Raw genomic sequence first — 12,574 nt, 5'->3', positions numbered from 1 at the left:
AACGAACGATGCAAGGCCTTCCGGTTCTCTCCCTCGCCATCTGGGTGCCGATCCTCTTCGGCGTCCTGGTGCTCATCGTCGGCCGCGACGACCGCGCGCTCGGGCGCTGGATCGCGCTCGCCGGATCCGTGCTGGGCTTCCTCGTCACGATCCCGCTGTGGACGCAGTTCGCTCCGACGCCGTCCATGCAGTTCTCCGAGATGGCGCCGTGGATCACGCGCTTCAACGTGAACTACCACCTGGGCGTGGATGGCATCTCGATGCCGTTCATCCTGCTCAACAGCTTCATGACCATCCTCGTGGTCATCGCGCACTGGGAAGTGATCACCGAGAAGGTCTCGCAGTACCTCGCGGCCTTCCTGATCATGTCGGGCCTGATCAACGGGGTGTTCTGCGCGCTCGACGCGATCCTCTTCTATGTCTTCTTCGAGGCGATGCTGATCCCGATGTTCCTGATCATCGGGGTGTGGGGCGGGCCTAACCGCGTGTACGCCGCGGTGAAGTTCTTCCTCTACACGCTGCTGGGCAGCCTGCTCATGCTCGCGGCCTTCATCTACCTCTACCAGCAGACCAACGGCAGCTTCGAGATCCTCGACTTCCACCAGCTCCCGCTGGGCCGGTGGCCGCAGATCCTGATCTTCCTCGCGATGTTCGCGTCGTTCTCGGTGAAGGTGCCGATGTGGCCGGTGCATACGTGGCTCCCGGATGCGCACACGGAAGCGCCCACGGGCGGCTCGGTGGTGCTCGCCGCGATCACGCTGAAGATCGGCGCGTACGGCTTCCTCCGCTTCAACCTGCCCATCGCGCCCGATGCCTCCCATGAGCTCGCGGGCTTCATGATCACGCTGTCGCTGATCGCGATCGTCTACATCGGCCTGGTCGCCCTCGTGCAGGACGACATGAAGCGCCTGATCGCGTACTCGTCGATCTCGCACATGGGCTTCGTGACGCTGGGCTTCTTCATCTTCAACGCCGACGGCATGGCCGGCGGCCTCGTGCAGATGATCTCGCACGGCTTCATCTCGGGGGCGATGTTCCTTTGCGTGGGCGTGCTCTATGACCGCGTGCATTCGCGCTCGATCGCCGACTACGGCGGGGTCGCGAACAGGATGCCGGTGTTCGCGGCGTTCTTCGTCCTCTTCGCGATGGCCAACTCGGGCCTGCCCGCCACCAGCGGCTTCGTGGGCGAGTTCCTCGTGATCCTGGGCACGATGAAGGTGAGCTTCTGGTACTCCTTCCTCGCGGCCACCACGCTCATCTTCGGCGCGGCCTACACGCTGTGGATGGTCAAGCGCGTCATCTACGGCGAAATCGCCAATCCGAACGTCGCTGCGCTCCAGGACGTGAACAAGCGCGAGATCGTGTTCCTGGCCCTGCTCGCGGTGTGCGTGCTCGGCATGGGCCTGTATCCGAAGCCCTTCACCGACGTCATGAACCCCGCCATCCAGGAGCTCCTGCGCCACGTCGCGGAGTCCAAGCTCAAATGAACGCCGTCTCGCTCTCCGCCTTTGCACCGGCGATTCCCGAGATCGCGCTGCTGATCCTCGCCTCGGTCCTGCTGGTGTTCGACCTCTTCGTGAAGGACAACGAGCGCCACGTGAGCTACTGGTTCGCGGTCGCCGCCCTGGTGGGCTGCGCGGGCCTCGCACTCGCCGGCGTGGGCCATCCGGCCGTGCTCGCGTTCAACGGCGTGTTCGTCGCCGACATGATGTCGCAGGTGCTGAAGGTCGCCGCGCTGCTCGCCGTGGCCGCGACACTCCTCTACAGCCGTCCGTACCTCGAGGCGAGGGGCCTGCTCACGGGCGAAATCCTGTCGCTGGCACTCTTCGCCACGCTCGGGATGATGGTGATGATCTCGGCGCACCACTTCCTCACGCTCTACCTCGGCCTGGAGCTGCTGGCACTCTCGTCCTACGCGATGGTGGCCCTGCAGCGCGATTCGGTGCGCGCGACCGAAGCGGCGATGAAGTACTTCGTGCTGGGCGCACTGGCTTCGGGGCTGCTGCTCTACGGTCTCTCGATGATCTACGGCGCCACGGGCTCGCTCCAGATCGCCGAGGTGGCGCAGATGATCGAGCGCTCGCAGGCCAACCACACGCTGCTGGTGCTGGGCGTGGTGTTCTCCGTGGCGGGTGTCGCCTTCAAGCTGGGCGCCGTGCCGTTCCACATGTGGATTCCGGACGTGTATCACGGCGCCTCCACACCGGTGACCCTCTTCATCGGCGGCGCGCCCAAGATCGCCGCATTCGCCTTCGTGCTGCGCCTCTTCGCCAACGGCCTGCAGGGCATGACCGCCGACTGGGCGCAGATGTTCGCGATCCTCGCGGTGGCTTCGCTGGCACTGGGCAACGTCGTCGCCATCGCGCAGGGCAACCTGAAGCGCATGCTCGCCTACTCGACCATTTCGCACATGGGCTTCCTGCTGCTCGGGATCCTCGCGGGCAACGACAACGGCTACAGCTCGGCGATGTTCTACGTGATCGCCTACGTGCTCATGACGCTCGCCGCCTTCGGCATGATCCTGCTGCTCACGCGCGCGGGCTTCGAGGCCGAGTCGCTCGACGACTGGAAGGGCCTCAACAAGAAATCGAAGTGGTACGCCTTCCTGATGCTGCTCGTGATGTTCTCGCTCGCCGGCATCCCGCCCACGGTCGGGTTCTTCGCGAAGTTCGCCGTCCTGCAGGCGGTGCTCGTCGCGGGCTGGACGTGGCTCGTGGTCTTCGCGGTGCTGATGAGCGTGATCGGCGCGTTCTACTACCTGCGCATCGTCCGGCTCATGTACATGGACGAGCCCGCGGGCGAGATCACGATCTCGCCGCGCGCGGACCTGCGCTGGGCGCTTTCGATCAACGCGCTCGCCATCCTCGCCCTCGGCATCTTCCCCGCGCCGCTGTTCGACCTCTGCGCGCGCGCCATCGCCGCCTCGATGTGACGGCGAAGAAGCCGCCCGAGGGCAGCGACTTCACCGAAACGACGGTTTCCTCGACGCTCGCCTACGACGGCGGCTTCCTGCGCCTGCGCCGCGATTCCGTCCGCCTGTGCGACGGCAATATCGCGTGGCGCGAGTACGTGGAACATCCGGGCGCGGTGATGATGCTCGCGTTCCTCGACCCGGAGACCATTCTCCTCGAGCGCCAGTATCGCTATCCGATGCACCGGCACTACCTGGAGCTGCCCGCCGGCAAGATCGAAGCCAACGAGCCGCACCTGGCGACCGCCAAGCGCGAGCTCGTCGAGGAATGCGGGTATGAAGCCGCCGAGTGGAAGCACCTCGCTTCGCTGCACACGTGCATCGGCTATGCGAACGAGGTGATCGAGCTCTATCTGGCCCGGGATCTCACGCACGTGGGCACGCAGCTCGACGAGGGCGAGCATCTCGAGACCTTCCCGGTGCGAATCGAGGATGCCCTGTCGTGGGTGCGGGACGGTATCATCACCGACACGAAAACAACCTTCAGCCTGCTCTGGTGGGACAAATGGGGGAACCGCTAGACCTCCTGGTCATTGGCGGCGGCATCAACGGCGCCGGAATCGCCCGCGACGCGGCGGGAAGGGGCTTGCGCGTCCTCCTCGTCGAGCAGGACGACCTCGCCTCGGCCACCAGCGGGTACAGCTCCAAGCTGATCCACGGCGGCCTGCGCTACCTCGAACAGTACGAATTCGGCCTGGTGCGCGAGGCGCTCCAGGAGCGCGAGGTGCTGCTGCGCCTGGCACCCCACATCATCCGGCCGCTGCTCTTCGTGTTGCCCCACGACGTTTCCATGCGTCCCGCGTGGATGATCCGCATCGGACTGTGGATGTACGACCATCTGGGCGGGCGGATCACGCTGCCGGGCTCCACGGGTGTGAAGTTCCCGCACGTCGAGTACAGCGCCGGCCTCAAGGGCGATTTCCGTTCGGGCTTCCTCTATTCCGATTGCCGCGTGGACGATGCGCGCCTCACGCTGGTCAACGCACTGTCGGCGAAGTGGAAGGGCGCGACCATCCGCACTCGAACACGCCTGGTTACGGCGAAGCGAGTGGGCGGCGTGTGGGAGGCCGAGATCGAGGACGCGGTCACGGGCGCGAAGGAGTCGATCCGCGCGCGCGGCCTGGTGAACGCCGCCGGTCCGTGGGTCGCGCAGGTCCTGGACCGCATTCTGGACGATCGCATCACGGCGAAGGTGCGGCTCGTGAAGGGCAGCCACATCGTCGTGCCGAAGGTGCATTCGCAGGGGCACGCCTACATCCTGCAGAACGCCGACGACCGCGTTGTCTTCGTGATTCCCTACGAGAACAAGTTCAGCCTGATCGGCACGACCGACGTCGCGGTCGATGACGTGTCCGAAGCGCGCGAGATCTCCACGAAGGAAACGCGCTACCTCCTGGATGCGGTGAACCGCTTCCTCGCCAAGCCCCTGGTCGAGTCCGACATCGTCTGGAGCTACGCGGGCGTCCGGCCGCTCTACGACGACGGCTCCGCGAATCCCTCGGAAGTGACGCGCGACTACGTGCTGAAGGTGGACGAGGAGGGCGGGACTGCGCCGCTGCTGTCGATCTTCGGCGGGAAGATCACGACGTACCGGTGCCTCGCCGAGGAAGCGGTCGACAAGCTCGCGCGCTTCTATCCCGGGATCAAGGGCCGGTGGACCGCGACCGAGCCGCTGCCCGGAGGCAACGTCTCGCACTTCAATTCGTTCCGCGACGAGATGCGCGCGAAGTACGCGGAGCTCCCGCGCGAGTGGGTCGAGGCGATCGTGCGGCGCCATGGCGCGAACACGCCCGTCTTGCTCGGCAGCGCGCGCAAGGCCGAGGATCTCGGCAAGCATTTCGGCGCCGGGCTCACGCAGCGCGAGGTCGAATACCTGCGCGCCGAGGAATGGGCACGCACCGCCGAGGACGTCCTCTGGCGCCGCACCAAGTGCGGCCTGCACATGGATAGCGCCCAGAGGGCCTCCGTGGAAGCCTTCCTGCGTTGAGGCCGCTTGCCGAGTTTCCGCGCGCGGCGCTCGCTGCGATTCGCGGAGTCCTCGCCGATATCGACGACACGCTGACCACCGACGGTTACCTGCCGCCCGAGTCGTACGCCGCGCTCGCGGACCTGCGCGCGGCGGGCCTCCTCGTGATTCCGGTGACGGGCCGCCCCGCGGGCTGGTGCGATCTCATCGCGCGCTTCTGGCCGGTGGATGCCGTCGTTGGGGAGAACGGCGCGTTCTGGTTTCGCCACGACGCGAAGAAGGGCCGGCTCGTGAAGCGCTACGTGGTGGAGACGGCGGAGCGCGAGGCGCGCGGCATGAAGCTCGCGGCGATCGCCAGGCGCGTCCTCGCCGAGGTTCCCGGCTGCGCCATCTCCGCGGACCAGCCCTACCGCGAAGCCGACCTCGCGATCGATTTCTGCGAAGACGTTCCGCCGCTGCCGCGCGAAGCGGTCGCGAAGATCGTTTCGGTCATGGAAGCCGAGGGCCTCACCGCGAAAGTGAGCTCGATCCACGTGAACGGCTGGTTCGGTGGCTACGACAAGCTCTCCACGTCGCGGCTCATGTTGCGCGAGGAGTTCGCGATCGATGCGGCCCGCGAGCGTGAGCGACTCGTCTTCGCCGGCGATTCGCCCAACGACCAACCGATGTTCGCTTTCTTCCCCAATGCGGTCGGCGTTGCGAACGTCCGCGACATGGCCGACCTGATGACGGATCTGCCGGCGTGGGTAACGCCTTCGCGCGGCGGTGCGGGCTTCCGCGAACTGGCGCGGGCGATCCTCTCGGCGCGCGGTTGACCCGGGTTGGGCCGGCGACCAGAATTAGCGCCATGTTGCGCGAAATGTCACCGATTCGGCAGATCACGAACGAGGGGCGCCGCCGCTGGTTCGTGTCGGTGAACTGCGACCTGATCGTCTGGCTCGGCGACGACGAGGCGGTCGCCGGTTTCCAGTTCTGCTACGACAAGCGCGAAAGCGAACATGCGCTGTCGTGGATACCCCCGGCCGGTTTCACCCACGCGAAAGTCGACTGCGGCGGCCCCGGCAGCTTCGGAAGCGGGACTCCGTTCCTCGTTCCCGGCACGCGCTTCGACCCGTCCCGCATCCTCGCGGCGTTCAATGCCGAGAGTGCCGCGCTACCCCCGGAATACGTCACCGTGATCACGGGAAAATTGAACGAGCTCGTCGAGACGCAAGGCCAGGTGCGGACGTGATCTACAACATCGGCTGGATGAAGGAAACGCTGCACATCCGGACCCTCTTCAAGTCCTACTGCTATCACTGCTCCAACTCGACGACGTGGCACCTGTGGCGCGAGAAGGAGTGGTTCATGTTCTTCGGGCAGAAGAGTTTTCCCTTCATGGCGAAGAACCTTGCCGTGTGCAAGGGATGCGAGTTCGTGCAGCACGTGCCCTGGCTCCGGTATCTCAAGGTCGATGAAGCGGAAACGCGGCTCTCGATCACCACCGAAATCCAGCAGCTGCAACTGAGCACGAAGAACGACATCCAGAAGCGGTTCCTGCTGGCTCAACGCGCCGAGCACGACGCGAAAAACGTGCCGGTGAATTGAGTCCGCGCATGAATACCCAGGAACGCAACGAGCTTCTCGAGGCACTCGGGGCTCGCTTCGAAAAGAACACGGCGCGGCACAAGGGGATCGCATGGGCCGACGTTCTGGCCAGGCTCGAAGGAAATGCCGTTGCGCAGAAGGCGCTTGGCGAAATGGAAGCGAGCGGCGGCGAACCTGATGTCGTGAGTCACGACAAGAAGACGGGCAAGTACACATTCTGCGATTGCTCGCCCGAGACGCCGTCGGGCCGCAGGAGTCTCTGCTATGACCGCAAGGCGCTCGACGGTCGAAAGGAGAACAAGCCCAAGGGCAACGCCATGGAGGCGGCCGCTGCGATGGGCATCGAGCTCCTCACGGAAGAGCAATACCGGGCGCTGCAGAAGCTTGGCGAATTCGATACGAAGACGTCGAGCTGGATTGCGACGCCGGCCGACGTCAGGGCACTGGGCGGCGCGCTCTTCTGCGACCGGCGCTACGGCAAGGTGTTCGTGTACCACAATGGCGCGGACTCGTACTACGCCGCGCGGGGTTTCCGCGGTTCGCTTCAGGTGTGAGCGCGGCACGGGGAGGGACGATCGCGATGGTTCGGAGCGTTCTGTTGCTGCGGTGCCTTGCAGCGCTCGCGATGGCGACGAATGCACTGGCCGCACCGCCGGCCAAGCTCGACGGAACCTGGATGCTCGATCCCGTGGCCACGGAGAAGCTCATCCTGAAGGCGCCCCCGCCCCCGCAAGCTCGCGAGCTCGCCAAGGCGCTGAACGTCATCGGCGGCTACCTGTGCCTGATGACGTACGAATTCGAAGGGGACCGCCTGGTTGCCAGCGCGTACCAGGCCCATGGCCGCAACGAAGGAAAGGAGTACGGCCTCGCCTCGGAGCAGGGCGGCGCAAGGAAGTACCTTCGCAAGGGGGCGGACGCTTCGGCCGGCGATGGCTATTCGGTTTCGAGCGTGAGCGACAAGCACCTGCGAATCGCGCGCACGGACAGCATGGCTCCCCTGTGGAACCTGGTGGTGTGGCAGCGTAGTCCGACAAGCACTGAGAAAACGCCCATGGCCGATGTCATGGCGTCGTGCGAGCGCTGGGCGAATCTGTTCCAGAACATCGTCAAGCACTTCGAGGCCGCGCCGCCGGAAGTGGATTTGGAGCACCCGATCGAGCTGGAGACCCCGACCGGCACGATCAAGGGCACGCTGACCATGCCGCCGGGCGCCCCGTGGGTTCCGGTCGTCCTGGTCATCGCCGGCTCCGGCCCCACCGATCGCGACGGCAACACCCCGCTCGCGTCCGGCAGGAACGACAGCCTGAAGATGCTCACGGCTGCGCTCAACGAGCACGGCGTGGCGTCGGTGCGCTACGACAAGCGCGGCGTCGCGGCCAGCCGCGAGGCCGCCCGTGAGGAGGCCGACCTGCGCCTCGAGACCTACGTCGAGGACGCCGCGTCCTGGATCGCGCAGCTCTCGAAGGACTCGCGCTTCTCCCGCGTCGTGGTCCTGGGGCACAGCGAAGGATCGCTGATCGGATTGCTTGCCGCCCAGCGCAACCCGGCTTCGGCCTTCATCTCGATCGCGGGTCCCGCGGAACGGGCTGCCACGGCGCTGCGGCGCCAGCTCAAGGGCCGCCTGCCTCCTGAGCTGGGCGCGAGGAGCGAAGCGATCCTTGTCTCACTCGAGGCCGGGAAGACGGTGGGCGACGTGCCTTCGCAGCTGTCGGCTCTGTATCGCCCGAGCGTCCAGCCGTATCTCATCTCGTGGTTCAAGTACTCGCCGGCGGACGAGTTCGCGAAACTTCGCGTGCCGTGCCTGATCGTGCAAGGCGGAACGGACATCCAGGTCGAGGTCGCGGACGCGCGGAAGCTTCACGCGGCCAACCCGAAGTGCGCGCTGAAGGTCATCGCGGGAATGAACCACATCCTGAAGATCGTTCCCGCCGAAAGGGACAAGCAGATGGCTTCGTACGGCGATCCTGCGATTCCTCTTTCCACGGAGCTCGCGCAAGCGCTCGAGCAATTCTTCGCGGCCCGCCCGTGACCCAATCGATCGAGACGCTGAACGAGGAAGATATCCAGCGCATCGAGGCGCATCGCGAATGGGTGGTCGGCCACTTCGAGGATGCGAAAGGCTACGAGCCTCTTTCGGCGAAGCTGCGCGTGATCCAGGCCGTGCTCGACAACGGCTGGGCGGAGAAGACCGAGACCTGGAAGCTCCAGTCGCTCGGGATCGCCCTGGGCGATGCCCTCGTGCAGGAGATGCCGCAACTGTCCTGGGTGGCCGTGGAGGACGAATTCGGACGCGATCCCGCCCTGCGCTGGCTGGAAACGACGGTGCTCATCTTTCCCCTCACCGCGATTTCCAAGCGTGTCGAGGACGACGTGGCCGTCGACGCCTTCGAGATGTTCGGCGGCTTCCTGAAGACGATCAATGACGTCATACAATCCGCAGACCCCTGACGAACCGAGGAACCGATGAGCGCTTCAGCTTTACTTCAGTCGCTTTTCAAGTACAAGGCGTGGGCCAACGAGGCGCTCTTCACCGAACTCGAGTCGCTCGACCCGGCCGGGCACGAAGCCGAACGGCACCTGGCCATCCGCCTGCTCAACCACGTCTATGTCGTGGACCAGATCTTCGCGGCCCACCTGGCGGGCAAGCCCCATCCGTACACGCGGGTCAACACGGACGCGACGCCAACCCAGCAGGAACTGCATCGCGCACAGGCTGCCTCGGATCGCTGGTACCTCGAGTACATCGCCACGCTTCCGCCGGAGCGCCTGTCGGAGCGCGTGCCGTTCACCTTCACGGACGGGATGAAGGGCTGCATGTCCCGCGAGGAAATCCTCGCCCACGTCGCGACACATGGTGGATACCACCGCGGCGGCATCGGCCGGATTGCAACGCAGCTCTCCACCGCGCCGCCCACCGATACCTTGACGACCTACCTGCACAGCGTGGAGCCCGAGCGCCGCACCGCGGCAACGTAGGAACGACGAGGAGGCAGCATGACGACATCCCGGCCGCTCCGCAGGATCGTATTCACTCTCGCCGCATTCGCAGCGGGCGCGGGGATTCACTCGCCGGCCGCTGCACAGGCCGCTGCGGAACCGCTGGCTCCGGTCGTTCACACCTACCGCGAAGTCGATGGCGTGGCCCTCAAGGCTTACGTGTTCGCGAAGGCGCAGCCCGAGGGAACTGCCCCGCGGCCGGTGATGCTGCTCTTTCACGGAGGCGGCTGGAGCGCGGGGGAGCCGAGTTGGGTGTTCGCGACCGCGCGCCGCTACGCTGAACTGGGGTGGGTCGCGGTGCCCGTGCAGTATCGACTGTCGGGCGCCCAGGTCACGCCGATCGACGCACTCTCCGACGTGTGCCACGCGTTCCAGTGGATGCGATCGAAGGCCGCCACGTTGGGCGCGCGCGCCGATCGGATTGTTGCGTACGGCGTCTCGGCGGGCGGTCACCTGGCCGCGGCATCGGCGACGATCGGGTGCGGCAACACGAACGGAACGTACGGCGTCGGCGGGCCGGATGCCCTGGTGCTCTGGTCGCCGGCGCTCGACCTGAGTGCCGACGGACATTTTCGCCGCCTGCTTCGCGATCGCGAGCCAGCGGCTGCGTACTCTCCCGTCGAACACATCCGGCCCCGCATGCCACCGGTGCACATCGTCCACGGGGAAAAGGACACGCTCACGCCACTCGCCGGAGCGCGGCGATTCTGTGATCGGGTGGCCTCGGGTGGAGGCCGTTGCGAGCTGGTGGCTTATCCGAACCTGGGGCACTTGCTCACGCGCAACCTCGCCGACCAGGAGAACGACTACGACCCGGATCCCGTGGCGCGCGCGGATGGCGTTGCGAAGCAGCGAGACTTCGTGCTCGCGCTCTGGCCGCGCTGAAGGGGACTACGCTTCCTTCGGAGTGAGCAGGGCCACCAGCGCATCCTTCTGGATGGGCTTGGCGAGCGCGGCGTTGTAGCCTTCGGCGACGCGCGCCTTGGCCCAGTCGGCGCTGTGTTCGACGCTGAGGGCCACCACGCGAACGCCTTCGCCGCCGCGCTGCATGGCCTTGCGCAGGCGCGCCGGCGTGTCGGGCGTGTTCAGCCCTTCGAGCGCGGTTTCGATCAACACGAGGTCGTAGAGGTCCTGCTCGAGCGCGGCGAGGATTTCCTTCGCGTCGTGCGCGACGACCACGCTGCAATCGTGCTTCGAAAGGATGTGCGAGGCAAGGATCTGGCTGTCGCGATCGGGATCGGCGAGGAGGATCGTCGCGCCCTTGCGCTGCTCGCGCAGCGAGTGGCGCGTCACCAGCGTCGGTGTTTCGTCCGCATCGACCGAGGCGCCGGTGACCGCGACGATCGCTTCGTTCAACTGGTGCTCGGCGATCGGGTAGCGCATGTACGCGCTGATCCCGTTCTCGCGGCAGGCCATCGCGTCACCGGGCTTGCCCTTCGAGGCGAGCATCATGACGAGCGTGCCGGCGAGCGTGTGGTGGTTCTTCACGCGGAAGGCGAGCAGGAAACCGTCCTGCTCGGGCAACTGGTCGGAGACGATGAGCAGCGGCACGGGATTGCCTTCCTCGTGCAGGCGCTCGAGCAGGGCGATCGCCATCTGCGCGTTGTCGGCTTCGAGCGGATCCATGCGCCAACCGCGCAGCTGGTTCGAGAGCGCGAGGCGTTGCGCGGGATCGGCCGATACGAGCAGCGCGGAGAGGCCCACGAGCGAGGCGAAGCTCTTGCGACGCGGCGCGGGCGCGGCGGGGCGCACGGGAAATTCGATCGTGAAAGCGTAGATCGCCTCGGCGGCGGGCCGCGAGGAGATCTCGAGCCGCCCGCCCATCGCGGTCACCATGAACTTCGCGACCGCGACCCCCATGCCCGCTTCGGGCGAGAAGCTCAGCACGGGCTTCTCGCCGCCATCCATCCCCGCGGAGATGCTGAACGAAAGCTGGATGCCCGACTCCGTCACGTACTCGGGAACGATGTGCAGCGTGATCTCGCTGCCCGGGACGAGCTGGAAGGCGGTGTCGAGGAGGTTCTTCAGGACGAGCTGCAGGCGCTCGACGTCGCCTTCGATCTGGTCGGAGACGTCCTGCTCCACGCGCATGCGCAGGCGGCAGCGGCGTTCCTCGGCGGCGGCGAAGACGCGCTTGATGAGATCGGCGAGTGCCGTGCGCAGGCCGAACGTGGCCTTGCGCAGCACGACGCCGCCCGAGACATTGGAGAAATCCACGAGGTCGCCGATCGCCGCCATCGCGGTTTCGGTCGACAGGCGGATCTGCTGGAAGTGCTCGACCATGCCCGGATCGAACTCCATCTGCTGGGCGCGGATCGCGATCGCGGAGATGCCTTCGAGCGCGACCGAGAGCTCCTCGCCGATCTTCTCGATGAGCGCGATCTCGGAAGCGGCCTTCTCGACCACCACCGTCGCTTCCAGCGAGTAGTACAGCGCGCCCGCGGGCGCGTCATCGACGAGGATGGGGATGCGCTTCAACTTGAGGAGGTCGGGCGCCTTCATGAGCACATCCTTCGCCGGAAGGCCCGTGAGCGATTGCGGCGCGGATTCGAGCTCGAGCAGGCGGCAGAAGCCCTCGTTGACGATCTCGATGTCGCCGTCGACGTCCTCGATCATCGCCGCGTGCGGCGTGGCTTCAGCGAGCGCGAGAAGCCGTGAAACGGAGGCCATGAGCGCGTTCTCGGTATCGCGTTGCGTCTCGATGTCCTGGACGAGCGCCACGACGCCCACGGCCTTGTCGCGCGGGTCGAGCGCGGGTTGCATCGTGACCTGCACCCAGCGGAAGTTGTCGTTGCCCGTGTTGAAGCGCACGTCGAGCGTGGAGCTCGCGGCCTTGCCCTCGGCGATGCGCGCGACGTTCTGCTGGATGCGTTTGCGGTCGGCGGGGGCGAACAGCTTCTCGAGCGCGAAACCGGGCAGCGAGTGCGCGTCCCGGCCGGCGAGCTGCTCGAGGGCGGCATTGGCGAACGTGATGAGTCCACGCGCGTCGCTGATGGCGACGGACATGTGTAGCGACTCGATGATGCGCCGGAAGTCCTCGGTAGCCATGGGTG

At 66.2% G+C, this 12,574-nt stretch carries 13 protein-coding genes; 12 read left to right on the top strand and 1 reads right to left on the bottom strand.

The features are described 5' to 3' along the window. Positions 1 to 8 precede the first annotated feature (8 nt). The 12 genes from DSM104440_RS14615 to DSM104440_RS14560 are packed head-to-tail and all read left to right on the top strand — an operon-like array spanning position 9 to position 10,406. Positions 9 to 1,487 (top strand): NADH-quinone oxidoreductase subunit M, encoded by a 1,479-nt coding sequence (locus DSM104440_RS14615; protein ID WP_171163891.1) that lies wholly within the window; start codon positions 9 to 11, stop codon positions 1,485 to 1,487. Then, a complete protein-coding gene (nuoN, locus tag DSM104440_RS14610) occupies positions 1,484 to 2,932 on the top strand; it encodes an NADH-quinone oxidoreductase subunit NuoN (RefSeq protein ID WP_171163889.1) in 1,449 nt (482 codons plus the stop codon). The genes DSM104440_RS14615 and nuoN overlap by 4 nt, the downstream gene beginning before the upstream one ends. Next, complete coding sequence (locus DSM104440_RS14605; protein ID WP_171163887.1) at positions 2,929 to 3,492, top strand: NUDIX domain-containing protein; 564 nt, start codon at positions 2,929 to 2,931, stop codon at positions 3,490 to 3,492. The genes nuoN and DSM104440_RS14605 overlap by 4 nt, the downstream gene beginning before the upstream one ends. Then, positions 3,477 to 4,958: a glycerol-3-phosphate dehydrogenase gene (gene glpD / locus DSM104440_RS14600; RefSeq protein WP_171163885.1), complete on the top strand. Its 1,482-nt coding sequence runs from the start codon at positions 3,477 to 3,479 to the stop codon at positions 4,956 to 4,958. The genes DSM104440_RS14605 and glpD overlap by 16 nt, the downstream gene beginning before the upstream one ends. Next, positions 4,955 to 5,752 carry an HAD-IIB family hydrolase gene (locus DSM104440_RS14595; protein WP_171163883.1) on the top strand — a complete coding sequence of 266 codons (798 nt, stop codon included), beginning with the start codon at positions 4,955 to 4,957 and terminating at the stop codon, positions 5,750 to 5,752. The genes glpD and DSM104440_RS14595 overlap by 4 nt, the downstream gene beginning before the upstream one ends. Positions 5,753 to 5,784: 32 nt before the next feature. After that, on the top strand, positions 5,785 to 6,168 hold the full coding sequence (locus tag DSM104440_RS14590; protein WP_171163881.1) for a hypothetical protein: 384 nt from the start codon (positions 5,785 to 5,787) through the stop codon (positions 6,166 to 6,168). After that, complete coding sequence (locus DSM104440_RS14585; protein ID WP_171163879.1) at positions 6,165 to 6,524, top strand: hypothetical protein; 360 nt, start codon at positions 6,165 to 6,167, stop codon at positions 6,522 to 6,524. Before DSM104440_RS14590 ends, DSM104440_RS14585 begins: the two co-directional genes overlap by 4 nt. Before the next feature lie 8 nt (positions 6,525 to 6,532). Next, on the top strand, positions 6,533 to 7,078 hold the full coding sequence (locus tag DSM104440_RS14580; RefSeq protein WP_171163877.1) for a DUF4256 domain-containing protein: 546 nt from the start codon (positions 6,533 to 6,535) through the stop codon (positions 7,076 to 7,078). A 44-nt stretch (positions 7,079 to 7,122) separates the two neighbouring features. Further along, the gene (locus DSM104440_RS14575) at positions 7,123 to 8,553 is read left to right on the top strand and encodes an alpha/beta hydrolase (RefSeq protein ID WP_212758088.1); all 1,431 of its coding nucleotides are present in this window, start codon (positions 7,123 to 7,125) and stop codon (positions 8,551 to 8,553) included. Beyond that, positions 8,550 to 8,972 (top strand): DUF3806 domain-containing protein, encoded by a 423-nt coding sequence (locus DSM104440_RS14570; protein WP_171163875.1) that lies wholly within the window; start codon positions 8,550 to 8,552, stop codon positions 8,970 to 8,972. The genes DSM104440_RS14575 and DSM104440_RS14570 overlap by 4 nt, the downstream gene beginning before the upstream one ends. Before the next feature lie 15 nt (positions 8,973 to 8,987). Further along, a complete protein-coding gene (locus DSM104440_RS14565) occupies positions 8,988 to 9,500 on the top strand; it encodes a DinB family protein (protein ID WP_171163873.1) in 513 nt (170 codons plus the stop codon). Between the two features lie 18 nt (positions 9,501 to 9,518). Next, the gene (locus tag DSM104440_RS14560) at positions 9,519 to 10,406 is read left to right on the top strand and encodes an alpha/beta hydrolase (protein WP_171163871.1); all 888 of its coding nucleotides are present in this window, start codon (positions 9,519 to 9,521) and stop codon (positions 10,404 to 10,406) included. 6 nt (positions 10,407 to 10,412) lie between these two features. Here the strand turns inward: DSM104440_RS14560 and DSM104440_RS14555 are convergent, their stop codons facing one another. After that, a complete protein-coding gene (locus tag DSM104440_RS14555; RefSeq protein ID WP_171163869.1) occupies positions 10,413 to 12,569 on the bottom strand; it encodes a hybrid sensor histidine kinase/response regulator in 2,157 nt (718 codons plus the stop codon). Positions 12,570 to 12,574: the final 5 nt, after the last annotated feature.

This window comes from Usitatibacter palustris, from assembly GCF_013003985.1.
Lineage (GTDB): Bacteria > Pseudomonadota > Gammaproteobacteria > Burkholderiales > Usitatibacteraceae > Usitatibacter > Usitatibacter palustris.
Note: the sequence above shows the minus strand (reverse complement) of the source record. Positions and strands in the feature narration are given on the sequence as shown.

Excerpts from the sequence above, each read along its gene's own strand:
- DSM104440_RS14615 (WP_171163891.1), top strand. The coding sequence starts at position 9 with ATGCAAGGCCTTCCGGTTCTCTCCCTCGCCATCTGGGTGCCGATCCTC.
- nuoN (WP_171163889.1), top strand. The coding sequence starts at position 1,484 with ATGAACGCCGTCTCGCTCTCCGCCTTTGCACCGGCGATTCCCGAGATC.
- glpD (WP_171163885.1), top strand. The coding sequence starts at position 3,477 with ATGGGGGAACCGCTAGACCTCCTGGTCATTGGCGGCGGCATCAACGGC.
- DSM104440_RS14590 (WP_171163881.1), top strand. The coding sequence starts at position 5,785 with ATGTTGCGCGAAATGTCACCGATTCGGCAGATCACGAACGAGGGGCGC.
- DSM104440_RS14580 (WP_171163877.1), top strand. The coding sequence starts at position 6,533 with ATGAATACCCAGGAACGCAACGAGCTTCTCGAGGCACTCGGGGCTCGC.
- DSM104440_RS14565 (WP_171163873.1), top strand. The coding sequence starts at position 8,988 with ATGAGCGCTTCAGCTTTACTTCAGTCGCTTTTCAAGTACAAGGCGTGG.
- DSM104440_RS14560 (WP_171163871.1), top strand. The coding sequence starts at position 9,519 with ATGACGACATCCCGGCCGCTCCGCAGGATCGTATTCACTCTCGCCGCA.
- DSM104440_RS14555 (WP_171163869.1), bottom strand. The coding sequence starts at position 12,569 with ATGGCTACCGAGGACTTCCGGCGCATCATCGAGTCGCTACACATGTCC.